This is a genomic window from Bartonella sp. CE47NXGY (assembly GCF_042195415.1).
In the GTDB taxonomy this organism is placed as follows: Bacteria; Pseudomonadota; Alphaproteobacteria; order Rhizobiales; family Rhizobiaceae; genus Bartonella.
Map to the genome: position 1 here is coordinate 16,189 of NZ_JBHIOI010000015.1, position 24,913 is coordinate 41,101.

21 protein-coding genes, 1 tRNA gene and 6 pseudogenes are annotated in these 24,913 nt (G+C 35.8%); 17 read left to right on the forward strand and 11 right to left on the reverse strand.

Annotated elements, in window-relative coordinates; genetic code table 11:
• Positions 1 to 1,130 precede the first annotated feature (1,130 nt).
• The 3 genes from ACFIL3_RS05840 to ilvA form a co-directional block, all read right to left on the reverse strand.
• Positions 1,131 to 2,513 (reverse strand): DEAD/DEAH box helicase, encoded by a 1,383-nt coding sequence (locus ACFIL3_RS05840; RefSeq protein ID WP_375681316.1) that lies wholly within the window; start codon positions 2,511 to 2,513, stop codon positions 1,131 to 1,133.
• A gap of 290 nt (positions 2,514 to 2,803) precedes the next feature.
• Entirely contained in the window at positions 2,804 to 3,334 is a 531-nt protein-coding gene (locus ACFIL3_RS05845; RefSeq protein WP_375632657.1) for a hypothetical protein, read from the reverse strand.
• 35 nt (positions 3,335 to 3,369) lie between these two features.
• Complete coding sequence (ilvA, locus tag ACFIL3_RS05850) at positions 3,370 to 4,647, reverse strand: threonine ammonia-lyase IlvA (RefSeq protein ID WP_375612449.1); 1,278 nt, start codon at positions 4,645 to 4,647, stop codon at positions 3,370 to 3,372.
• Between the two features lie 146 nt (positions 4,648 to 4,793).
• Between ilvA and ACFIL3_RS05855 the strand changes: the two genes are divergently transcribed.
• The 11 genes and pseudogenes from ACFIL3_RS05855 to ACFIL3_RS05905 all read left to right on the forward strand — a co-directional run bounded on the left by ACFIL3_RS05855 (position 4,794) and on the right by ACFIL3_RS05905 (position 10,556).
• Positions 4,794 to 4,879 (forward strand) — tRNA-Leu (locus ACFIL3_RS05855).
• A 614-nt stretch (positions 4,880 to 5,493) separates the two neighbouring features.
• Complete coding sequence (locus ACFIL3_RS05860) at positions 5,494 to 5,721, forward strand: hypothetical protein (protein ID WP_375613726.1); 228 nt, start codon at positions 5,494 to 5,496, stop codon at positions 5,719 to 5,721.
• Positions 5,722 to 5,919: 198 nt separating this feature from the next.
• Positions 5,920 to 6,165, forward strand: coding sequence for a hypothetical protein (locus ACFIL3_RS05865; protein ID WP_375613727.1), 246 nt, complete (start codon positions 5,920 to 5,922; stop codon positions 6,163 to 6,165).
• Positions 6,166 to 6,261: 96 nt separating this feature from the next.
• Positions 6,262 to 6,837 (forward strand): hypothetical protein, encoded by a 576-nt coding sequence (locus ACFIL3_RS05870; protein ID WP_375638318.1) that lies wholly within the window; start codon positions 6,262 to 6,264, stop codon positions 6,835 to 6,837.
• A gap of 4 nt (positions 6,838 to 6,841) precedes the next feature.
• A complete protein-coding gene (locus ACFIL3_RS05875; RefSeq protein ID WP_375613729.1) occupies positions 6,842 to 7,030 on the forward strand; it encodes a hypothetical protein in 189 nt (62 codons plus the stop codon).
• 276 nt (positions 7,031 to 7,306) lie between these two features.
• Positions 7,307 to 7,653 (forward strand): annotated as a pseudogene (locus ACFIL3_RS05880) (hypothetical protein).
• A 233-nt stretch (positions 7,654 to 7,886) separates the two neighbouring features.
• Positions 7,887 to 8,105, forward strand: coding sequence for an antitoxin (locus tag ACFIL3_RS05885; protein ID WP_375613730.1), 219 nt, complete (start codon positions 7,887 to 7,889; stop codon positions 8,103 to 8,105).
• Positions 8,105 to 8,436 (forward strand): annotated as a pseudogene (locus ACFIL3_RS05890) (type II toxin-antitoxin system PemK/MazF family toxin). The gene ACFIL3_RS05885 and the pseudogene ACFIL3_RS05890 overlap by 1 nt, the downstream one beginning before the upstream one ends.
• Positions 8,437 to 8,603: 167 nt before the next feature.
• Positions 8,604 to 8,923 (forward strand): annotated as a pseudogene (locus ACFIL3_RS05895) (hypothetical protein).
• A 42-nt stretch (positions 8,924 to 8,965) separates the two neighbouring features.
• Positions 8,966 to 9,506: pseudogene (locus ACFIL3_RS05900) on the forward strand (hypothetical protein).
• Positions 9,507 to 10,098: 592 nt separating this feature from the next.
• Positions 10,099 to 10,556, forward strand: a pseudogene (locus ACFIL3_RS05905) (antA/AntB antirepressor family protein).
• A 174-nt stretch (positions 10,557 to 10,730) separates the two neighbouring features.
• On the opposite strand, the gene ACFIL3_RS05910 reads toward ACFIL3_RS05905, so the two are convergent.
• The 5 genes from ACFIL3_RS05910 to ACFIL3_RS05930 form a co-directional block, all read right to left on the reverse strand.
• Positions 10,731 to 10,943, reverse strand: coding sequence for a type II toxin-antitoxin system YafQ family toxin (locus ACFIL3_RS05910; RefSeq protein WP_375675585.1), 213 nt, complete (start codon positions 10,941 to 10,943; stop codon positions 10,731 to 10,733).
• Entirely contained in the window at positions 10,930 to 11,193 is a 264-nt protein-coding gene (locus ACFIL3_RS05915; RefSeq protein ID WP_375628888.1) for a type II toxin-antitoxin system RelB/DinJ family antitoxin, read from the reverse strand. The genes ACFIL3_RS05910 and ACFIL3_RS05915 overlap by 14 nt, the downstream gene beginning before the upstream one ends.
• Positions 11,194 to 11,317: 124 nt before the next feature.
• Entirely contained in the window at positions 11,318 to 11,527 is a 210-nt protein-coding gene (locus ACFIL3_RS05920) for a hypothetical protein (protein WP_375681315.1), read from the reverse strand.
• 75 nt (positions 11,528 to 11,602) lie between these two features.
• Positions 11,603 to 11,899, reverse strand: coding sequence for a HigA family addiction module antitoxin (locus tag ACFIL3_RS05925; protein ID WP_375628884.1), 297 nt, complete (start codon positions 11,897 to 11,899; stop codon positions 11,603 to 11,605).
• A gap of 16 nt (positions 11,900 to 11,915) precedes the next feature.
• Positions 11,916 to 12,197 (reverse strand): type II toxin-antitoxin system RelE/ParE family toxin, encoded by a 282-nt coding sequence (locus ACFIL3_RS05930; protein ID WP_375681923.1) that lies wholly within the window; start codon positions 12,195 to 12,197, stop codon positions 11,916 to 11,918.
• Positions 12,198 to 12,291: 94 nt separating this feature from the next.
• Between ACFIL3_RS05930 and ACFIL3_RS05935 the strand changes: the two genes are divergently transcribed.
• The 6 genes and pseudogenes from ACFIL3_RS05935 to ACFIL3_RS05960 all read left to right on the forward strand — a co-directional run bounded on the left by ACFIL3_RS05935 (position 12,292) and on the right by ACFIL3_RS05960 (position 19,720).
• Positions 12,292 to 12,873: a hypothetical protein gene (locus ACFIL3_RS05935; protein WP_375681924.1), complete on the forward strand. Its 582-nt coding sequence runs from the start codon at positions 12,292 to 12,294 to the stop codon at positions 12,871 to 12,873.
• Positions 12,866 to 13,414 (forward strand): annotated as a pseudogene (locus ACFIL3_RS05940) (phage terminase large subunit family protein); the annotation flags it as partial. The gene ACFIL3_RS05935 and the pseudogene ACFIL3_RS05940, both read left to right, overlap by 8 nt.
• 518 nt (positions 13,415 to 13,932) lie before the next feature.
• Entirely contained in the window at positions 13,933 to 14,541 is a 609-nt protein-coding gene (locus ACFIL3_RS05945) for a fumarylacetoacetate hydrolase family protein (RefSeq protein ID WP_375681925.1), read from the forward strand.
• A gap of 150 nt (positions 14,542 to 14,691) precedes the next feature.
• Complete coding sequence (locus tag ACFIL3_RS05950) at positions 14,692 to 15,183, forward strand: LysE family translocator (RefSeq protein WP_375681926.1); 492 nt, start codon at positions 14,692 to 14,694, stop codon at positions 15,181 to 15,183.
• A gap of 731 nt (positions 15,184 to 15,914) precedes the next feature.
• Positions 15,915 to 17,315, forward strand: a complete 1,401-nt coding sequence (locus tag ACFIL3_RS05955; protein WP_375613396.1) for an amino acid permease — start codon at positions 15,915 to 15,917, stop codon at positions 17,313 to 17,315.
• Between the two features lie 1,013 nt (positions 17,316 to 18,328).
• Positions 18,329 to 19,720, forward strand: coding sequence for an amino acid permease (locus tag ACFIL3_RS05960; protein WP_375668350.1), 1,392 nt, complete (start codon positions 18,329 to 18,331; stop codon positions 19,718 to 19,720).
• 115 nt (positions 19,721 to 19,835) lie between these two features.
• Here ACFIL3_RS05960 and ilvC read toward each other — a convergent pair whose 3' ends face one another.
• From ilvC to ACFIL3_RS05975, 3 genes are all read right to left on the reverse strand, one after another.
• Complete coding sequence (ilvC, locus tag ACFIL3_RS05965) at positions 19,836 to 20,855, reverse strand: ketol-acid reductoisomerase (protein ID WP_375612028.1); 1,020 nt, start codon at positions 20,853 to 20,855, stop codon at positions 19,836 to 19,838.
• A 1,064-nt stretch (positions 20,856 to 21,919) separates the two neighbouring features.
• Positions 21,920 to 22,654 carry a pyridoxine 5'-phosphate synthase gene (locus tag ACFIL3_RS05970; protein WP_375613393.1) on the reverse strand — a complete coding sequence of 245 codons (735 nt, stop codon included), beginning with the start codon at positions 22,652 to 22,654 and terminating at the stop codon, positions 21,920 to 21,922.
• 86 nt (positions 22,655 to 22,740) lie between these two features.
• Positions 22,741 to 23,862: an ATP-dependent RecD-like DNA helicase gene (locus ACFIL3_RS05975; protein ID WP_375612026.1), complete on the reverse strand. Its 1,122-nt coding sequence runs from the start codon at positions 23,860 to 23,862 to the stop codon at positions 22,741 to 22,743.
• Positions 23,863 to 24,913: the final 1,051 nt, after the last annotated feature.

Consider the following 24,913-nt stretch of genomic DNA (forward strand, 5'->3'; position numbering starts at 1 on the left):
ATAAATTACGATTTCTTTCATCAGAGATGAATTATTAAGCTCCATCAGCAATGAATCGGTCTCATATATTTTTTCCCAAAGAAAGAATGATTTGTACTCAATAAAGGAATTAAACTTAAAAACCTGCTCATGAAGCAATCATTTTGAAAAATGAAAGAAACAACAATCAAGGTCATATATTATCTCCATACACCCCACATAACCTCCTCCCCATCCTAAAAGCAAAAAAACATAAAACAAGTCTGTAAACACTCCGACGTCTTATCTAACAGGTTATTTCTCCTGCTAACCACTTCAACGCTTTACAAACAACCTTGCCTTGTTCACCACACTGTCATAAAACATTTAATACATAAAATCTTATAGGCTTTATATCCCCCAAATAATAGTTTTACAGTAAAAACCAAGATAACGAGCTAAATTGTTAAGAATCCTGGGAAAGCCTTCAGAAATCATGACATTCTCGCTATTGTATTATGCAGTCACATGCTTTTTTAAAGAGATATCTCTTAAATCCGCCAAGACTCTTTCACAATGACACCCGTAAATGGTATAAAATGAAATCGATTGATCAGCCCCATCTTTATTTATAATAAAAGCCATACCATCGTACTATTTTCCAACTCTCAATCTCAGCAATCCCCCATTGCCTTGGAAAGAGTTTATAAAAATTATTTTATTTATTTTTCAAATGATTATCTATATGACAACTTCACACATCACGTGCAAGCGAATACTTTTGATTGATCCGCATAAATAACTTCAAAATGAAAAAAATACGATATAATGAATTATTCAATATATAAAACAATGAGTTATTATTAGACATCAATTTTAAAATTAAAAGTTATCATTAAAGATAAAACACATCCTTTATAAAAATAGTTTTATATAAATAAAATCTACTTTTATTCCCATTTAAAAAAAATAGGAATAAAGCAAATAAATAATTGCCTCTACAATAAAGATTTTTAATAAATCCAAAAAGTTAGAAGTTTTCATTTCTAAAAAATGAAAACCTCTAAAGGATCTTCTTACTTTGACAAGAGTATTTTATAGCTCTTTTCAATTGAGAATAAATCAACAAAAGTAAAAAATCTCCAGTACATGATCTTTTTTCAAGACTTTATCTAAGCAGCCCTCTTAACTGATTTTCGAAAACGAAGAGGCTTTGCACGCTTTACTACTGCTTTTGCTTTTTTATGCCTCTCATTTTGAGGTGAAGAATTCTTTCGTTGCAACTGTGCAGCATCATCTTTTCGACTTACAAACTGTTTTTGACGTTTAGATTTTTTAAAACGGCGTTCCTTATCATTTGCTTTTTCTCTACTTTCTCGCACAATTGGCTTTTCTGGAAACGCTGCAAATTGTTCTGGAACAGACTCAGCCACCAATTTCATACGAATCAAGCGCTCTATAGCACGCAAGCGGGACCTTTCTGTCTTCTCATCAAAAAGCGTAAGTGCTTCACCTGATGCACCATTGCGTCCTGTACGACCAATACGATGCACATAACTTTCAGCTTCATCTGGTAAGTCGTAATTAATAACGTGGCTTATCCCTGGTATATCAATACCGCGTGCAGCAATATCTGTTGCCACTAGGATCTGCACAGATCTTTCACGAAAAGCTTTTAAAGCAGACTGGCGAGCACCTTGTGATTTATTTCCATGAATTGTTGCGACTAAATATCCTACCTTTTCTAAACTACGTGTGACAGCATCTGCCCCATGTTTAGTTCGAGTAAAAACAATAACCGAATCAAAAGCTGGATTTGTCAAAAGTTTACTTAAAACATTCTTTTTTTCATTCGTAGGAACACAATATAATTTTTGGCAAATCTCTACAGCCGTAGTACCTTGAGGAACAACTTCAATTTTAACCGGATCATTGAGCAAACATTTTGCAAGCACAGCAATTTCCCTCGGCATTGTTGCAGAAAAGAGTGCTGTCTGACGCTCTTGATGCAAAAGCTTTGCAATTTGCTTAACATCATGAATAAAACCCATATCCAACATACGATCTGCTTCATCCAAAATCAAAAAACGAGATTGGGAAAGATCAACACACTTTTCACGAACAAGATCTCTTAAACGCCCTGGAGTCGCTATCAAAACATCCACACCTGCTTCCATACGTTTAATTTGTTTTAAACGTGATACGCCCCCAAAAATAAGACATGTTGAAAGATGTGCTCCTTTCGCCGTAGTGCGAATCGTTTCATCAATCTGCACAGCAAGTTCACGCGTTGGAGCTAAAATCAAAGCGCGTGCAGTTTTAGGGCAGCGTTTATCACCTAAAGCCAAAATCTGACTTAAAATAGGCAAACTAAATGCCAAGGTTTTTCCAGAACCTGTCTGAGCAACACCTAAAATATCGTGTCCTTTCAACATCACTGGAATAGCTTGTTCTTGTATAGGTTTAGGTTTACTCATCCCAGCAATGAGTAAATTTTTAATCAAAAGAGTAGGCAAACCTAACTTTGTAAAAACATTTTCTTCTTTTATAGGCAAAATAAAATCTTTCCTTAGCTGAAGAACTCAAAAGAAGTAACCATCTGAACTCTCCACTCAAGAATCCGCGCAAGAGAAATCCCTGACATTTTAAATGAAGCAACGCCTAAAAAGCGGCTTGCGCAACTCATGAACACCTTGAAATCAAGATAAAGGCGTATAAACCTCACTTTACAAAAAGCCAACAAACCAGCCTAAATGCCTTCATCTCTATTATCTTTGGATTATGATAAAAAAGCAAGAACTTTACGAAATACATTTATCATGAATAAAAACAATATTTAGATCGTTTACTTTTTGATGATTGTGTCCATCGGTAAATGTACCTTGATAAAATCAGGATAAATCTCGAGAAAAACTGGATTTTGTAAAGTTTTTTGACCGCCATAAATTAAATACCATTGGTTTTTATCAAAAATCGCCAAAGTTTTATATTGAATGATGCGATCTTTCATCTCAAGAACTGTTGGAATTAAAGCATACAAAGTACCGTTATCAGTTTGTAAATACTCTATATTTTCTTTATCTAAACAATAAGCACCAGAAGGCAACCCCTCAAATTTCTTATGCAACTGTTGAAGAAAATCACTACGTAAAGCACTCTCTGTTGTATTCAATCGATGTGCCATCTCTTTATAAAGCCGCTCAGGCATATAACGAGAAATAGGCATAAAATCCCCATTTTTTATAGCATTATTGACATCAACAACGACTCTTGAAAGTTCATCTTTTTGTACTATTGTTGGCTGAGATGCTAAACTCTGTTGATTAACAATCAAAAAGAAAAATAGACTCAGCACCGAATAAAAAATAGGTTTCATCATTATACTTCTTGTTTTAGTAAAATTTCAGTTTCTCAAATAACAAAATCAAATAACGTTTGATCATCAGTAATATCACGATAACGCCAACCTAACGCTTGAAATTTTTCCTCTAAAAGACAAAAATTACCGTATTTTTTTGTTTCAATCGCAACCAATACAGAACCAAAGTTTCTCGCTGACTTTTTAAGATATTCAAAACGTACGATATCATCATCTGGTGATAATGTGGAAAGAAAATGACGCAATGCACCAGGATGTTGCGGAAAACTAAAAATAAAATATTTTCTCAACCCTTGGAAACGTAAAGAACGCTCTTTAATTTCTGGCAAACGCTCAAAATCAAAATTACCTCCTGAAATAACGAGAAGAATTTTTTTCCCCTTTAACTCTTGAGGAGGAATACTGTTAAGCGCATCAATCGATAAAGCACCAGCCGGTTCCAGAACCACACCTTCAACATTAAGCATTTCAACCATCGTAGAACAAACGCGGTTTTCAGGAACCGTAATGACAGAATCAGGGGGAAATTGCTTTAGAATTGTATAGTTTAGAGCACCAATTTCAGCCACAGCAGCACCATCTACAAAAGTGTCAATGCTTTCAAGCTTGACGCGTTTTCCACTCTCCAAACAAGCAAGCAAACTTGCAGCTCTTTGCGGCTCAACAAAACGAAGCTTTGTTTTCCAACCATATTCATGTAAAAACTTGCTCACTCCACTTGCCAAACCACCCCCCCCTACCGGCACAATCATCAAATCTGGCTCACTTTCTCCATTGAGTTTTTTCCATTGTAAAGCAGCTTCACAAAGCACTGTTGCCTGCCCTGTAATAATGCGAATATCATCGAAAGGTGGAGCCATTACACCACCGCTCTCTACGACAAAGGATTGCGCAGCTTCATAACATTGATCAAATGTTTCACCAACCAAACGAATATCAATGAATTCTTTACCAAAAATACGTGTTTTTTCAATTTTTTGTTGTGGCGTTGTCATAGGCATGAAAATCACGCCTTTACGTTTAAAATAACGACAAACAAAAGAAACCCCTTGCGCGTGATTCCCCGCTGAAGCACAAACAAATGCAGAATCTGGTGATATACAGCTAAGCATTTCTGAAACAAAATTGAAAGCACCACGAATCTTATAAGACCGCACCGGTGTTAAATCTTCACGCTTTAAATAAATTTCTGCATCATACTTTTGACTAAGAAAATCATTTCTTTGAAGTGGTGTTTCAGCAAACACGTGATGCAATCCCACCATAGCTTTTGTGACGTCTTGAATAAATTGACTCATAACACTAATCATTTCATACTTTATTTACATTATAAAAGCTTTTTCTATCGATAAAGGAAACTATTGTCAGTCAAAATTTCACTAAAAAATGAAAAATGTTTCTTTTGTCATTAATTCTTGATTCAATAAAAGATATAGCTTATGAGAGAACTCACATCGCGGACGTGATGAAAACGGTAAACATAGCAGACTTAAAATCTGCCGGTCGAAGACCTTGCGGGTTCAAGTCCCGCCGTCCGCACCAGATTATCTTAATCTCTCTTATTTTCCAATGATTTATTAAAAATCAAAAAAAATTAAAGCACCTTCTAAACCACCTTTCGTAACTTTATTATAACGCTATAAGACGGCACCGCGGTGGTACTAAAATACGAATCATTGCTGCTTTTTGAGGTACCTTTTTAGCACTTTGACCTCCTCCTCGTCTTTATAGGATGGAGAGGCAATCAATATTGCTAATTTGGGATTGGCTTATACTCTTCATGACTCTTGTAAAACGACGCAAAAGCTCAGAAAAGAGATAGATGCAAAAGACAAAATAATAGATAAAGAAGCTGAAATAATACGTGCACAAAAAGATGTGATTCAAAAACAAGAAGAGTTAATTCGAAAATCAACTGCTTCTAAGATTATTTTTCCTCGAATGGCAGTAAAAAATTGGCCCAAAAGTAGTTTCAAGTACTTTCTCACGACCATTTTTTCAAAACAGGCAATCACAACACGCTCTGTCATAGCGCACATATAAATACGCAACAGCCTTCATGGGGGAAGATGATCATCAATACACAAACCGTTCTCTGCCTTGATCTAGATCTAAGACAGGCTGGGCGATTTCTCGTGTAGACAGCAGTATAACAAGTGGCACTTGTCAATTTTGAATTTTTTCGTTTTCAAGGCGATAGTAGGCGCTATTTGCGTTTTCAGCAATGGCTTACAAAAATGAAGATCACAACAGATAAAGTCAATGCCTCACAAGAAAAGATGATTAAGACGGTGTGTGCAAAAGAATACAATCCAAAAGATGACAACGAAGCAAATGCTTTAGCAATTTTATATTTAGTTAAAGAAGGGAATGCGCATGTCTAATGCAATGCCATGGATAAGATTCCTTTTGAATGACTGGAACAGTGAGATAGATGGAATGACATGAGAACAAAGGGGCATTTATATAACGCTTTTCATTCGCATATATGACAAAAAAGCACCAATTAAAACAGATTTTGAAATGCTTGCCCGCGCTTGCAATTGCTCGCAAAAAAGTTTGCAACTATTGTCGAATATCTCATGAAGAATGGTAAATTTCTTGAGAAAGATAATGGTTTGTCGAATACGCGCATTGAAGAAGAGCTAAAAGATTTTACTGATAAAAAAGCGCCCATATCGCAAATTCATAGTGAGGCTGGAAAAAAGGTGTACAATAAAAAACGCTATAAAAAACATTTTAATGATTTTGCTGAAGCAAACGCTAAGCAAAATCAAGCTATAAAGAACCAGAATAAGAATATATATAAACTAAAACTATCATTTTAGCAAAAAAAAACTGCTTCTGAAAATTTAGAAACAAACGAACAGGTTGACGAACTAACATAGGTTGCTGCTGTTGAGACCACATCAGAGCAAATCGAAATGGGTGTAGAAAACCAACCTTCCATTCACGAGCAAGAGAACATTACGAAAAAAGCTAAACGGGTTAGAAATGACAGTGGCTGTCGTACCCCTGATGATTTCGAACCTGTTTATGATTTCGCAATCGAAGAGGGATTGCCTCCAGAGCGTATCAAAGCCGAAATGGCAAAATTTCGAGATTTTTGGAAAGCTAGAACAGGCAAAGATGCACGCAAAACGGATTGGAAAGCAATGTGGCGCAACTGGGTGCAAAAAGCTATCGAGGATTTAGAGAACGGAAAAAACTATGGAAATCACTCTCAAAGGCAAAAAAGTGTAGATGAACGCATCTCAGACAGTATCCTTGATATCGGGCCTCGAGGTCACTTTGAAACACATTCACGAGATGATAACTCTGGAGTTTCCTTTAGTTTTGAAAAGTGGCAAGCATTGACACAACAGCAGGAAGCGATTGCCTTAGAAGCGTGTGATCAACTTCACGAATTGTTTTCAATAAAAGTGAGTAAAGAGGACATAACCAAGGCAATTCGGATGCTTTCGGTGTGGTTTAAAAATTTCGCAACAGACAGATCATGAAGGTATGGCGCTTACCTATGGAATGGTTTTGGAAAGTGTTTCTGCGTGGTCACTCATAAAAACGGTTAAACGGATTTTATGCGATGAGTTAGAAGGTTTATCGGATACGTTTTTTCCAAGCACTCGTGAGTTAGTAAGATTATGTCGTGATTTGAAAAATAGTCTTTTGACGAAAGCCAATCTTGTACACTAGGCTGTTTTGAACACCCGTGAAAAAAGGCTGAAAGAAAAGGCAATGAGAGAGAATTCAAGACCACTCACGTTGGTTGAAAAGCAAGTGAAAAACACTGCAAATTAGCAAACTAATGAAAATTGCTGATCGTTTTGTGATTGGATGTGCATTTAAATCGACAAAATGGCACCGTACAGAGTGATTTAAAGATTTTATGATAAAAAACCTATCTTATAAAACGCTCTGTACGGTCAAATTTGAGGCAAATAGACAAATTTGTAAAATTAGGATTAAAGCATGTTCATTTTAAAACATCTATTCTTAAAAAACCGTAAACAACCCATGCGAAAGAGGTTTGTTGCAACGGCAGTGGGTATGTCCCATGGGGGATGGGACAGAGGAGTATTTTTACAACCTCTACAAATACGAAGACGGTACAAAAGAGTGTAAAAAGTTTGATGGTGATCAGTATTACAAAACACCTAAAAATGCGGATTTTAGTACCAAAGCGCAAGTAAAAGCATGGGTTTACGGTGGTGATATTCCGAAAAGCATTCTCAATTACGAACCTCTTATAGACGAAGATCAACAGAGAGATCAAAAAATTATCGAAAACCGCAAGAAATAAATATGTTTACAGATAAGCAGCTAAGAGCCTTGTTTGGTATTATAACTTTTATATTTTTATGTTTTTCAGAAATTAAAAAAATATTGACTTTATTCAGAGTATATTGCGTATTACTCTAAATGCGCTTCTTAAACATTTGCACAAAAGCATTAAAAGCTATTGAATCATGGACTTTATGTTATATTTTTATATAATATTAGAGAGGGCGTTTTATGCACAACAAAATTACGTAAAGTTGGAGGATCCGTTATGCTCTCTATACCGCCTGCATTGTTTGATGTTCTTCATCTTACTGAAAATATGCAAGTGGGTTTGGCTATTGATAATGGACAATTGGTTGTAAAACCACAAATATCGCAAAATTACACTCTTGAAGAATTGTTAGCCGAATGTAATCCTTCGGACGATTTTGCGGATAAAGATGTAGAGTGGTTTGATGCTAAGCTTATTGGCAGAGAGCTCTTGTAATGAAGCGAGGTAAAATTTGGTTTGTATCGCTTGACCCAACCTCTGTCTATGAGAAAAAGGAACGCGTCCTGTACTGATTGTGTCACCGGAGGCGTTTAATCGTTTAACAAAAACACCCATTGTTTTGCCCATTACGAGTGGAGGAAATTTTGCTAGAATAGCAGGCTTTGCTGTTTCATTGGTGGGAACAGGGCTGCATACAACAGGTGTGATACGCTGTGACCAACCGCGTGCTTTAGATATAGTAGCGCGTAATGGAAAAAGAATGGAAACTATTCCATATATAATTATGGATGAAGTCTTAGCAAGGTTATCAACATTTCTTACTTGAATTTTTTCTACACTTTTAAATGTTTAAAAACACCAACTTTAGGTAAAAAGTAAAAAAGCATAAGATCATGATTTTTTTCTGCTGACAATCAGCTAATCAATTTTTCACAGAATAAAAATCAATATTTGACTAATGATGTCATTAATTATGACTCAAAAGGAGCCATAATGAAAGCTGTCATCACTACGTCAATGTGTGTTGTTGGAGACAATAAAAGCGCTGTTCGCTTTGAACCATTACCCCCAATAATCCATTTGTTGAAGTTTCTAATCAGGTCTACGCACGTCTCAAGCGCGCCAATGCTGCAAAACCTTTTGTTGACGTCAAAACAACAGCAAAACCTGAAAAGACAGTTGAACAAATTAAGCAAATAGAACAAGAAGCCACACAAACATCAACTGAATCAGCAGCCGAAGAAATTCCACCCGAAAAACCAAAAGCTTCTAAAGTTTCCAAGTCATTAACACCTACCCCCAAAAAGGCTTAGACGTTGAAGTTAATCATCCACCAAAAATGGTATCTTCAACAGGTGAAGGATACCTTCACCAGTCTTCAAGCACCACACCTTAATTGGGCTTTGCGTAATGCTCTAAACACCGCAGCAAAACAGTCGAACGCTTTACTGAAAAGCAAATTGCCGATGTTACATCTGCCCAATCAAAGCATGTTAAGCAAGGTATTTATATTAAAGAAAAGGCGACAGCAAGGTTTCTTGAGACAGATATCATTGGTTCTGGAACACCGATACTTCTTAAATTTTTTAAAGCAAAAGAACAAAACGCGGCGTGACTTACACAACTGTTTGGAAAAAAACAAATCTTGCCCATGTTTTTATCAAGGATGGGAGTTTTCCAAAGCGTGTTGATTTAAAAAAGATGAAGGGTAATGTTTTTCAAAGAGCGGATGGAGATCAATTCCCCATTGCAAAACAAGAGGAACCCTCAATTGCTAGGGTGATGTCAAAGCCAGAGATTACAAGTGCTATTGCACAATATGCCAATGAAAGATTAACCAAAAATATACAGAGACAACTTTCTCGTCAAGAATACGCTGCTAATAAGAAAGGCTAGATCATGTTCTCAAGCTTTATCTATATCTTACATATCCTTATGAGTTTATGCATTACACACTTTGATTGCAATTTTAAAAACAGATTATCACTTATGCTTTGTTTTTCCATAAAAAAGTCAATAAAATCAATATAAAAGGTACTTCCCAGCGGGTTGGCTTCGTTGCGGAACAGGCTAGTGCGAACTATCGCTAGCGACAGAATTTTCAATTTGACTGTACATTGTACACTTAACTCATTGATAGATAACAATTTCAATATGTACACTGTACAGTATGTGAAACGTTTTCTTAGCAAAAAGTAATTTTTGTTGCTGAACAATTCTATAGTAATAGGTATTTTCGAATCAGGTGCCTCAAAACAACTAGCGGATTAGTTGCCGAAATAACTAATCTTCCGCAATTTAAAAGCTTTAACTCATTGTATGCTACATGCATATAATAGCTTTGTCAGGTGTGGCTATACTATATAACACCCTTCGGGGAAAGGCGTAACGACGGACTAGATGCCGTTTTTCTTAGTGCCCAGCACTCTTTTAGAGTGTCATTAAGGAACGTCTAATCGATAGGAGTTCATTATGAACATTCTTAAAAATATCAGAACAAGTCATTGATCCGAAAACCGTTCAAACTGTTAATGCGCGTGAATTGCATACGTTTTTGGAAGTTAAATCGGAATTTAGAAATTGGATAAAAAATCGCATTGAGGAGTACAGCTTCCTAGAAAATAAGGCCTTTATAAGTTTCGCTAAAATTTTAGCGAAACCTAAAGGTGGTCGTCCAAGTACAGAATATCACATCATATTAGACATGGCGAAAGAGCTCTCAATGGTTGAACGCAATGAGAAAGGACGCCAAGCACGCCATTATTTTATTGAATGTGAAAAGAAACTAAAAAGCCAATCTACTAATTATGATAGTGATAAACGCTTTGATGATTTTACTATCTTCGCCAACATGTTTTGACAAATTATTCTAAAATCATAGGTATCATCTTTGGTCGTCTTTTAAAAATAGATGAAATCAAAAAAGAGCTTGATCATTACAAATAAGTTACAAAAGAAGCTAAGCGCGTTTTAACAAGATCTGTCGTGAAACTGCTTAGATTTAAAGGAATATGACATACCTCCCCGTTCTCAAAAATGGGGAGGTGGTTTAAAGATCAAGTTTTGAATGGGAGCCCAAACGCATTAAAATCAATCGATCTTGACCAATCAAGCGATAAATCAACACTCTAAGTCAGGTCGAATATGGTAATCTCGATAATTGCTCCAATTCCCAGTCAATGCATGGTCATGATATCGAGGTTCTAAAGGCGGGTCATTTGCTAATGCTGCAATGATTTGGCGCAAATCAGTATCTAAAAGATGCCGATACCGTCCTTTCATTTCACGATTGAAATCACGTTTGAAGATGGTGGTACGTTCAATCGTCCGCATAGAGATCATCAAATAATTCATCTACAGAATGAAACTTTTTTAAGTTGCCCTCATCCAATTCAGCAAAAGCCGCTATGGTTTCCGCATTGGGTTGAAACAAAAAGGATGGAATAGCTTTATCTTGCGCAATGCGTGTCATCAATACTCTCACGACATCACTTACTGATAAACCAGAGGCTTGAATAACTTGACTAGCAACATTTTGAATTTCTTCTGGTACACGCGCTTGAACCATACGACTGGCAGCCATGATGACTTCTCCTTTCTCAATTGTACTTCAATGTAATACAATTGAAGTATAATTTCAACTGTAAAGCATCATTTTTTAAAGTGGAGAGGTGGTTGATTTAGCAACCGCTTGCTTTTTTAGACTTTCACCCACGTTTACGGCGTTCTTTTGTTACATATTTAAAGAAAGAGGGTGGTAAAACATCTTTAGCTGGCTTTAGACGTGCACGTTCTTCATCTGTCAATGATGGAGAATCCACAGCTTCCAAATCTTCTTTTGTATAGCCACATCTTATTTTAAAGTTTTTTTTGAAAACCAATAATTCTCGTGTGACTTGAAGCGTTTCCGTTTGCATACCGGAATATACACCCGATTATACCGGATCGTCAATTATCTGTTATGCCGTCAAACCTCAAGAGTGGAAAGATCATTAAACCCTACATTCAAATTTATTGATTTTGGCAAATTCGTCTGCTTTTTCAGTTTGTAATATACTAACGTCATAAGCAGCTTGCATGTTAAGCCAAAATTCAGCAGTAGTATCAAAAAAATAGGCTAATCTTAATGCTGTATCTGGAGTCACTGGACTATTTTCCGCAATAATACGTTCTATCCTCGTGCGTGGAACATTTAATGCTTTTGCAAGGGCATAAGCAGAGAGAGCATATTCTTTTAAATATTCCTCCCGTAAAATTTCTCCGGGATGTATAGCAATATAATTTTTCATCTCGACCTCCTACAGATCAATGATAATCTACGATTTCAACTTCATAGGCGCCATTAGAACGCCATTCAAAACAAATACGAAACTGGTCATTAATACGAATAGAATATTGACCTTTACGCTCTTCTTTCAATGCTTCTAAACGATTTCCTGGAGGACTGCGCAAATCTTTGAGGTCAACTGCTTTATCGAGCATAAACAATTTTCTTTGGGCTATACGTACTAGAGTTGTTGGAAAACCTTTAAGCGGATTACCTTCTAAAAGATCTTTACAACGCTTATCCGCAAAAGATTCAATCACCAAATCACCTTCATTCGCTCTTTCTATATATCATAGCATGATACTAATCTAAAAAAAGAATGAATGTTGAAAAATATTTAGCAATAGGTGCAAAATGACCAAGAAGCATCGTGAGGGTCTATCGGTTCGTGCGTTTGCGAAGAAGATGGGTGTTTCACATAATGCGGTGGTTTCTCGGATAAAGACAGGTAAATTTGATGCGGCTCTTTTTGAAGATGGTTCTGTCAATGAAGCCCTTGCAACAGCTATCTGGAATGAGAATCCAACAAAGTGCCCTGCTCCATTTTTAGCGCCTGATGGTCAACCGCGGACAAAGATCAAACAAGCCTCTACAGATGGAGCCAATGAATACAAGATAAAACTGGAGCGAATGCAAGTTGCCCTTGAAAGCGAAAAGATTGCACTTGAACGATTGCGCGAAACCACTGTTGATCGAGAAGAAATGAAAAAGGCAGCTCGTGAGTTTGGAAGAGCGCACCGTGATGCTATGTTGAATTTTCCTCATCGTTTTGGTGCAAGCATTGCTGCACAAGTTGGATGTGATGCGGCCAGCCTTATTGGTGCTATTGATTACACTATGAGAACCGCTTTGCTTGAGGCGGTTAATATTCCAGTGCCTTTTCATGATCCTCATTCTCCAGAGTTAGAGAACTTGCAAGAAACGAATAATGGATGACAATGCAGTCGAAGAATTTTTCGCCCATGCCAATAATGCAAGACAACCGGACCCACCGTATACGGTTTCGCAATGGGCGGATAAGAATAGATACCTTAGCACCGTAGCAAGTGCTGAACCTGGATTGTGGAGAACAAAGCGGACCCCCTATTTGCGCGAAATCATGGATAATCTTTCCTCCTACGTGCCAATTGAAACAACTATTGTCATGAAAGGGGCGCAAGTTGGCATGTCAGAGGCAGGATTAAATTTCTGCGGTTATGCTATTCATTATAGTCCAGGACCTGCCCTTTATGTGATGCCAACGGTTGAGACAGCCAAAAAGCTTTCAAAGACGCGGCTTGATCCTATGATTATGGCAAGTCCAGTTTTAAGTGAACGCATAGCCCCAGCACGAGCACGTGACAGCGGGAATACCATGTTTTCGAAAGAGTTTGATGGTGGGGCATTGATGCTTACAGGAGCAAACAGTGCAGCTGGTTTGCGTTCCATGCCTATTCGTTATCTGATTTTAGATGAGGTGGATGCCTATCCTCTCAGTTTTCTTTGAAAGCGATTTTTTGCCTATAGAAATGTCGTTAAAATGTGGCTTTTTGCTTTTCACTTTCAAGTCCCCCGCTGGGCGCGAGCACCCTCGCATTAGTATTCCGAGAGCCTGAAAGTACTGAGTTCGAGTCAGATTTTTTGCTTTTAGTGCTCACCGCACCTAGACATAGAAAAATATCCCATAATTCCGAGACACCCACAGAGTGGGCTCATTTATGATCGAACTTTAGGGCTTTCAACCCCTACTGATCGCTGCGTAGACGAGCAAAATCACTCTTTAAGTAATAAAGTAATTTCAGGAAATTGGCAATCAAAATTAAAATAATCTCAAAGACTATAAGATTGGGCACTCTTCAAAAGAGGATAATGCGAAGAACTGTCATCATGGTTAGTCATCAACCCACATAATGCTTCTTTTTCAGAAACCGCACAACGCGATATAAGAAAAAATGTTGTTTGCAAAGTTCTCTCTTGCCTATACAAAGAGAAAATGAAAAATTTGGAGGGCGCCCTATGATAAATGACATCTACTGTGTTGGATACAATTATGTTGAACATGTTCATGAACTAGGTAATGTTGTTGAAGATGAACCTGTTATCTTTAGCAAGCCAAAAAGTTCACTCGTTTTAGGCAATGAAATTTATCTCCCTAATTTTTCCAAAGAAATACATTTTGAAACTGAAATTGTGCTCAAAATCTCAAAGGACGCTTTCATGATCATGGAGGCAGAAGCAGAAGAATGCTATGATGCCGTAGCAATAGGTCTTGATCTCACAGCGCGGGATTTGCAAACAAAACTGAAAGAAAAAAAGCTTCCTTGGCTTTTATCGAAAGGATTTAAAGGCGCTGCATACGTCTCTGACTTCATAAACAAGGAAAAAATAAACAACCCAATAACCTTTGCAATGAAGTTGAATGGCGAAACAAGACAAGTTGGCAATACGAAAAATATGATCTTTAACTTTGAGAAGATAATCTCATTTTTAAGTCACTACATTCAGCTAAGACGTGGTGATCTCATATACACAGGCACTCCACAGGGTGTAGGAAAACTTTCTCAGTTTGACAGAATAGAATTGTATCTCGAAAATCAATTAATTTCAGAGCTAAAAGTAAAATGAATCATCAAATACTGACCTTTTTCATTGTTTCATTTTTTTTAGTCATCTCACCGGAGCCGAATATGGCCCTTATCATCGATAATGCAACGAGATTGGGAAGAAAGAACGCATTTGTAAACGTTTTAGGATTGTGTACAGCAACATATGTGCATGGGGCATTTTCCACACCTAGGTGTATCAGCGCTCATTCTCAACAACAAAACGCTGTTTTTTTTAGTAAAACTCATGGGTGGCAGCTATTTATTATACATGGGCTTTAAATCAATTAAATCTGGAATACACAGCTTAAATTCAAAAGAAAGAAGTTCAACGAATGAAAAGCATGCTACGAGTGAAACAAAGCTTTTAACCAGCTATATGGACGGTTTTTTGACACAAATACTAAACCCCAAAGTATCTATATTTTACATAGCAGCTTTTCCAAAATTCTTAGCTTCTGGAGGTAGCATTAAAAAAGGTTTTGAACTTGTCACAATACATTCTTTCAACATCTTTGCATGGTTTACTTTAATGACCATTTTTATATCATTTGCCAGTACCGCCTTAAAAAAGCAGCGGGTAAAAGGCTCGATTAACATTGCGACAGGAACAGTTTTATCTTTGATAACAAATTGTAAAGTTAATAGAGCAATCTTTTCCTGATTCTGTCTCTCACTATGAATAGCTCAATCTCTAACAGAGCTTATACAATCCCCAGTTCTTTTTTTCTTCATATAACTGAATTACGTTGCATTTCTTTATCATACTCTCAAGGACGTTTGTGTAAACAATGTGAGTTTCTCGCAATATTTTATAAAATGTTACCAATATCTAAACAAAATCCTTATTCATCACTTTAAAAAAATAAGCTATGATATTCCTCTTTTCGTTTATGAAACAAAAGTAACTTTTTGATTTATGATAGCACCATACAAACAAAAAAATGATTTAAAAATCATTTTAATTTTCCATTAAAAATTGTTTCTTAAACTAAGATGAGAACTCTCGAGTGCTATTTGAGCAAAAAGTAAACTCTCACCATTATGAATAATAATAAATAATGCACTGATTACAAATAATAAGTTTCAAAAAATTATAAAAACTCCTGACAACTTTCTGAAATAATTTTAAAAGCCCCACGTCTTTTAATGAACAATTAATTTGTTATTCATAACAATAAAAAGCTCCCCATTCAAATATCTGTTACGTTATTTAAGAGGAAAACATTCTCTTTTTTCAAAACCATATTCCTAAAACATATTCTTTTCTTTATCCACACAAAATCATAAAAAACGTTTTTTTCCTTTACACCTCATTTATATCATGCTTCGATACAAAATAATGCTTTTTTAGTGTAATTTAATCTCAAAATAATTAAAGGGAACCCCCAAAAAATGAGCTACAAACAAAATTTAAAAGATAATTCTCAGAATAAGTTACAGCGTGGACTACACAACCGACATGTACAACTTATAGCCATTGGTGGTGCTATTGGAACAGGTCTCTTCATGGGGGCAGGAAAAACAATTAGTGTAGCAGGTCCTTCCATCATACTCGTTTATGCTATTATCGGTTTTGCTCTATACTTTGTCATGCGTGCTATGGGAGAATTGTTGCTTTCTAATTCACAATACCGATCTCTTATTGATTTTTCAACCGATATGCTAGGACCGGGAATCGCTTTCTTTGTTGGCTGGAGCTATTGGTTGAGCTGGGTTGTAACTGGAGCTGCTGACATTATTGCCATCATCACTTATATGAACTTTTGGTGGCCAACACTCAATCCATGGTTTACCGTTTTTACCTGCATTAGTGTCTTTTTAATCTTTAACCTCTTTGCCGTGAAACTATTCGGTGAACTTGAATTCTGGTTTGGTCTTATCAAAGTCGTCGCAATTTTAGCATTAATTGTTGTGGGATTTTATATGATCGTTACGGGCTTTACCTCTCCCAATGGTACGGTTGCTTCTCTCAATCACGTATGGAACGATGGCAATATCTTTCCGCGAGGAATGACAGGTTTTTTTGCTGGATTTCAAATTGCCATTTTTTCTTTTGTTGGTATAGAAATTGCTGGAACAACCGCTGCTGAAGTAAAAGAACCTAAAAAAGTTCTCCCCAAAGCAATTAATGCAATACCGATCCGTATTGTACTCTTTTACATTTTTTCTCTCGCTGTAATTATGTCTGTCACACCTTGGGATCAAATTGTTCCAGATAAAAGCCCCTTTGTCTCGATGTTTTGGCTTGCAGGCATTCCGATAGCTGCTGGCTTGGTAAACTTTGTCGTTATTACCTCAGCTGCCTCTTCAGCAAATAGTGGTATTTTTTCTACCAGCCGTATGATATATGGACTTGCAACACAAAAAGGTGCCCCTCCAATTTTAGGTAAACTTTCCAGATACCATGTTCCAGCCAATGCTCTATTCTTTTCCTGTTTATGTATTTTAATAGGGTATACAATTGCCTCACTCTCTCCAAGCCTCATAAGTGCTTTTACAATTGTGACAAGCATTTCAGCTATTGCATTTTTATTCGTATGGTCTGTAATTTTGATTAGCTATATTGTGTATCGTCGCAATCGCCCTCATCTACACGCTGAATCCATTTATAAAATGCCAGGAGGTGTTATCATGTGTGGGATAATTTTAGTTTTCTTTGTTTTCATGCTCTATTTGTTGACATTAGAAGCTGATACTCTACTAGCCTTAAAATATAGTATATTCTGGTTTGTTTTCTTAGGTATAATGTATTTTATGTTTGTAAAGAAAAAAATAACTCAAGGTAACAAATAAAGTCTATACATAAAAACATCTCAAAAAAGGGTAATTTTAGTTACCCTTTTTCTACTTAACCTCCTCTCCAAACATCAAAAAACGACGATTCCTACCGGCACCGGTTTGTAAACAATCCGGCTTATTAAGGGGGAATGCTGCTGATCATTTATATGGTTCACCTACATAAGGCTCTATGGGCTAGCCCTGCCCTGAACACTCACCACCCATTCTAAAAATACTTAATGCGTAAAATGTTATATGCTTTATATCACTACTCTACACAACAGTATTTTACTGCACAATAGGATAAGAAACGAGCTATTCTGTAAAAAATTCTCTATAAACTTCACTGACATTGTTTACTAATAAAACATGAGATTTATCTAAAACTTTCCCCCCCAAAAAATTTATATTCAATTTTTTATCAAAATTAAAAATATAGCTCTAAACAGAATATATCTTAATAGCTATCTGCAATAAAAAAAGATTCTATGAAAATATTTTTCTATTTGTAATAAATTTTAAATATTAATACTTAAGTGTAAATTTTAAATATATTTTTTAATGTTTTAAATAATAGTTTAACCATTTAAACTTATTTTATTTATATACAAAGTTTTATATTTAATAAATTTACAATTTTATTTATATTTTTATATAGATAACAATATCTATAAATAAATAATTTTAAATATAAAGATATTTATATAAAAATTACTATAAATAAATATACATAAATATAAATTATTATTTATATACATATAATAATAATATATAATATAAATTATATTATATATTATATATATTACTTATGTATAAAACATAAAAAATCAAAAAAATATAATACAATTTATCTTTTTTTTCTTATATATAAAATAATTATTCCATTAATTAATAATGTTTTTGCTTTATTCACATATAGTCATAGAAAAAAATTCCTTTACTCCTTAACCATAGCGTGTTCCGATAGAAGGAATTACCTTTTTTAGGGTAATTTTTATTTAAAAATAACTAAGGAGAACTCCCCAAAAATGAACAAACAAAATTTAGAAAAAAAACCTAAGAAGAAATTGCAACGTGGACTACATAACCGACACATACAACTTATAGCCCTTGGTGGAGCGATTGGAACAGGTCTCTTCATGGGATCAGGAAAAACAATCAGTGTAGCAGGCCCCTCAATTCTACTCGTTTATGCAATTATTGGTTGTGCTCTATACTTTGTCATGCGTGCTATGGGAGAGTTATTGCTTTCTAATACACAATACCGATCTTTTATTGACTTCTCAACCGATCTTCTAGGGCCATGTGCCGGATTCTTTATCGGCTGGACATATTGGTTGTGTTGGATTGTCACTGGAACTGCTGAAATTATTGCTATTGTCACTTATACACACTTTTGGTGGCCTGAGCTCAATCCGTGGATTCCTGTTATAATTGGTCTTATGTCCTTTTTAATTCTTAACCTCGTCGCCGTAAAACTATTTGGCGAACTTGAGTTTTGGTTTGGTTTTATCAAAATCGTAGCAATTCTAGTCCTAATCGTTGTAGGATTTTATATGATCTTTACCGGTTTTGTCTCTCCAAACGGTACGGTTGCTTCTCTTAACCATATATGGAACGGTGGGAATATTTTTCCGCGAGGAATTACAGGCTTTTTTGCTGGATTTCAAATTGTTATTTTTGCTTTTGTTGGCATTGAACTCGCTGGAACAGCTGCTGCTGAAGTAAAAGAGCCTCAAAAAGCTTTACCACAGGCTGTTAATTCAATACCAATCCGCATTGTATTCTTTTATATATTCTCTCTTCTTGTGATTATGTCTGTGACGCCGTGGGATCAAATCAGTCCAGAAAAAAGCCCATTTGTAACAATGTATGCACTTATTGGTATCCCAACTGCTGCAGGTTTGATGAACTTTGTTGTCCTCACAGCTGCCGCATCTTCAGCAAATAGTGGAATTTTTTCTACCAGCCGTATGATATATGGGCTAGCAACACAAAAAGGTGCTCCTAAATTTTTAGGAAAACTTTCTCGTAACCACGTTCCAGCCAACGCATTATTCTTTTCATGTATATGCATCTTATTTGGTTATGCCGTTGTATCGTTATCTCAAACACTCATAGCTGCTTTTACAATTGTTACGACAATTGCCGCAACTTTGTTTATATTTGTATGGTCTATCATTTTGATCAGCTATATCGTCTATCGCCGCAATCGTCCTCTCCAGCATACTGTCTCTCCTTATAAAATGCCAGGAGGTGTTGTTATGTGTTGGGCGCTTCTTGTTTTCTTTGCATTCATTATCTATTTATTGTCATTAGAAGCTGACACTGCCATAGCTTTAAAATACACTCCAGCATGGTTCATATTTTTAGGAATTGTATACTTTCTTTTTGGGAAAAAGAATTATGCAAAAAATTAAAAAATAAAGCTTATGTTTCCAAAAACATATAAAAAAGGGTAACTAAAGTTACCCTTTTTTTGATATTTATCTATAAAATTATAAAAGCTATTGACAAAATATCTCTGTAGAATCTTCAATTACGCTCTTTATCAACCAAAGCATTCGATTTTATCCAAGGCATCATAGAACGAAGTTTTTTACCAACTTCTTCAATAGGATGATTATCATTTAAACGCCGCATACTTTTAAAATGAGCAGCACCAGCTTTATATTCTTGAATCCAATTCGATGTAAATTTACCCGTTTGAATATCTTTCAATATACGTTTCATTTCTGCTCTGGTTTCATCCGTAATCACACGTGGACCAGACATATATTCACCCCATTCAGCTGTATTAGAAATCGAATAATTCATATTTGCAATGCCCCCTTCATACATGAGATCAACAATCAGTTTAACCTCATGCAAACACTCAAAATAAGCCATTTCCGGCGCATAACCTGCTTGTGTTAATGTTTCATAACCTGCTCGAATCAATTCAACAAGACCACCACAAAGAACCGCTTGTTCACCAAAAAGATCAGTTTCGCACTCTTCTTTAAATGTTGTTTCAATCACCCCAGCACGTCCACCACCAAGTCCACATGCATAAGATAATGCTACATTATGTGCATGCCCTGAAGCATCTTGCGCCACCGCTATTAAGCAAGGAACACCACAACCCCGTTGGTATTCATGACGAACTGTATGCCCTGGACCTTTAGGAGCAATCATCACAATATCAACGTTTTTTTTAGGTTCAATCAAGCCAAAATGAATGCTCAAACCATGCGCAAAAGCAATCGCTGCCCCATCGTGTAAATGATCATGAATATGTTCCTTATAAATATCAGCTTGCAATTCATCTGGTGTTGCCATCATGATGAGATCTGCCCATTTTGCTGCTTCAGCAACACTCACCACTTCAAAACCATCAGCCATGGCTTTTTTAACTGTTTCCGACCCTGAACGCAAAGCTATTTGCACATTTTTAACACCAGAATCTTTCAAGTTTAAAGCGTGCGCACGCCCTTGAGAACCATAACCAACAATGGCTACTTTTTTCCCTTTAATGAGATTAACATCCGCATCACGATCATAATAAACACGCATAAAAAATTCCTTCTTTCTCTATTTAAACTGGATTTCAGATTATTTTTATTCAATAAGAAACATTATCTACAGTGCATCACACACTTATAAAGACAAAAAAAACGCTTATAAGAACACAGCAATTGAATAATTTTAAAGTTTACATATTGCATAGAAAAAACTGTAGTCCCCAAACATTCCTAAAACATATACGGATCCCCAAATAAACTTCAACTGCTATTCTACAAAAACAATAATTACACAAAATAAGATTTCTAAAGAAAATTTAGCTAATATTCTACTCTTTTATCGTGCAACAACGCTATATTCTAAAAATTAAGATACAACATACAATCTTTAACATGAACCAAATCAATACGGATAGCAAGAAAAATTACAAAATAACAAGTATTGTTTTAATACAACCTTCAAAAGCATATACAACAATATCTTTAGAATAATAGAGAGGATGTTTTTACTTTTTACGTTCTTTTAATATCCACGCCTCTCACACGAAGAAGCCCCCATACGGCTATTATGTTATCCATTTATGGCGCCTTATAAAAAAATTTTAATATGCTCAAGCCCTTTTCAAGAATTCCCTATAATAGTGTAAGATTTATTGCACATCACTCTCTTTACTTCATAAAGCTACAAGTCGATATCATCATTCTATTTAACAGCTCCTATTGCATTAAGCTTATTCATAAGGAGATTTTACGTTATACTATTTACAGATAACCCAAAAATGAGCTCCAATATCAAGAAAATTTGTGTATTAATCCATTAAAATCCTACGCACTCCTTTATAAGGGAAATACTTTCAAAACCCTACTTCTTCTCCATTCAAAGAAATTATAATAAGAAGATTTTAAAACTTCCTCATAATGGATAGTACAAATAAAAAACATCGCATGCACTCAAAAACAAAAGATAGAAAGCAACCAATAAATAGAGGAACAATAGAATATTTATAATGCACGATAATAGTGCTATTTATATCAACATATATAAAATTGTTTTTTAAGATAAATTGGCAAACCTCTATAAAAATTTCTTTTCCAATTTTTATAGAGAGAAAAAGATTACGATAACAACCGGATAAAACGCTGAACAGTCTCATGTATTCCATACTCTAATGCATCAGCAATGAGCCCATGGCCAATAGAAACTTCATCAAGCCAAGGAATATTTTTGACAAGAGCAGGAAGATTCATAAGTGTCAGATCATGCCCTGCGTTTATACCTAACTGCAATTCTTTTGCTCTTCTTGCTGCTAAAACAAGTTTATTGAGCTCTTGATCTTGTTTTGTTTTATCCTGAAATGCACCACCGTAAGGTCCCGTGTAAAATTCCACACGATCAGCGCCCATTGCTTTAGCAATATCAAGACCATCGACAGTAGGATTAGCAAAAAGGGATACACGAATCTTTCTGTTTTTTAAATTCTGAATAATAGGTGCTAAAAATTCTGCATCATGAGCAAAATTCCAACCATGATCAGACGTTGACTGATCTGGATCATCAGGAACAAGGGTAATCTGATCCGCATAGTTTTTAGCGATATCCAAAAATTGATCACTGGGATAACCTTCAATATTAAACTCAGCAGTAGGAAAAGTGTTCTTTATTAAACAGTATATATCTGGTAAATCCGCAAAACGAATATGCCTTTCATCAGGGCGCGGATGAACCGTCAAACCTGCTGCTCCAGCAGCAAGCGCTATATGCCCAATATTCGTTATACTTGGCCACGGAAGATTACGTCGATTACGCAAAACAGCAACAGCATTAAGATTAACCGAAAGTTTTACCGCCATGCCCATTTCCATTTTTTTATAGTGTGTAACAAGATAGAAAAAAGGCATTTTCCATCTGAAACTTAGATGATATACACATCTTTTTTCTATCGAACAATCGTTAAACGTTCTGCTGCGCGGGTAATTCCCGTATAAAGCCAGCGCGCATACATATCACGAAATGCAAAACTTTCATCAAACAAAACGACATTATTCCATTGAGAACCTTGCGCCTTATGAACCGTTAATGCATACCCATAATCAAAATCATCATATCGCTTTTTTAATTGCCATGAAATTTCTTGATCAGGGTTTTCAAACGCTGCTTTTAAAAGTTTAATCTTTGCTACCCCACGCTCACTTTCTTCTGGTTTCACAAGAAGATTAATACTTGGTTTAACGGTCTCCTTCTGTGAAGTCATCACCTTCCATAAAGAGCCATTCAACAAACCTTTAATCGGATCATTTCGCAAACACACCAGCTTATCTCCCGCTTGTGGATAATCTGCTGTAAATCCCTTTAACACACGCAAACGCTGATTATAAAGGTGGCGTGTACGATTAACCCCTACCAAGACCTGATCAGCATCCAAAACCAATTGTTGATTGACCTCTTTACGTGTCACAACGCGCGCTTCTCCATAGTCACCATAAGCAATATCGCGTCCTTCACGTACATCCATAGCAAGACGTATAATCGGATTATCTCGCGCTTGCCGATGAATTTCTGAAAGAAGAAAATCTGGTTCTCCATTAGAAAAAAAGCCTCCACCTGATATAGGAGGCAATTGACCTGGATCACCAAGAACAAGAATTGGCGTTCGAAAACTCATTAAATCACGGGCCAATTTTTCATCTACCATCGAGCACTCATCAACAATAATGAGTTTAGCTTGTGCAGCAGCACTTCTTCGATTTAACGTAAATGTTGGAGCAATAGATTTTTTTCCTGTTATTTCATCGGAAACTTCCTCTTCACCACGTGGACAATAAATTAGCGAATGAATCGTACAAGCATTGCTTGCACCTTTAGAACGCAAAACCTGCGCCGCCTTCCCTGTAAAAGCAGCAAATTGAACAGAACCATCAACTGTCTCTGCAAAATAGCGCGCAAGCGTCGTCTTACCCGTCCCCGCATAGCCAAAAAGGCGAAAAAGAGGAGAACGCCCTTCCTTCAACCACGCGGCAACAGCCTTCAATGCATTATCCTGTTCCCGTGAAAACTGCATAGCTTACCAACATAAGATTTGCATAAAAAGAGCAGTATTTTGAAAAAAACCAACTATCAAGAAAAATTTTTTTATTAAGAATTGCTGACACACACCCATCTAACAACTTTCGTAGCACAATTATCAATTATTTACCCATTGTTTTTTCAAGATATTGTAACAATCTAAATTTTATCTATACATCGATCTTCTTGGTAACACCTTATGCGTATCAAATAAAATATCATTTTTTACAACAGTAACACCAACAATGGAAGATGCATATCTTAAATTTAAAATAACACCTCTATACGCTTTTTCTAACCAAAATTTAGAATGAGAAAAAGAGCATTGCAATTGCAAAACCCTCACTAGAAAAAATGTCCTTAACAGGATAAGAATAATGTAATTTTATGAATACTATTTTACACAATCAATCAGCTTTCTTGCACATAAAAATAAAGTACATCCACTATTATGAAATTATAATTAAATATATCAAAAACCTTTTGGCAAAAATAGAAATAGCTCTCAACAAAACGACTTAATCCTATGATGATACACCTATAAAGTTCCTATCTCCCTCTTATCATGATTTTAATAAATTTACTCTTCATGCTACAAATAAGTGATATCTCAACGAATAAAGAGAGACATCACACTTATATGAAGCACGCTTTATCTCGCACAAATATGTAGCTTTTTCTGTTTCAACAATAAAATATGGTTCGTAAGTATGGCCTTCTTGGTAGTCTATTATAGAAAACTGGGACATGGCTTCAGTCCAGCGTAGCACTTCAGGTTCATCCTCTAGAATATGAGAAAAGCGCAATTCTCCATCTATTGAGTTAAACTTTTTCTTTTTGTCGCAATGTTTTAAAGTTTATACAAACTAACTGATTAATGCTATTCTTATTGCTAGAAATAACAAGACCTCTTTTTATCTATATAGATAATTGATTTTATATATCTTTTTTAAAGTACGGGATACGTGGATAAAAGTTAGGGAATAGGATTTTTAACATGTCTCTTAATTATTGCGAATCAAGAGTTCTTTTCGGGGTGGTTTTTT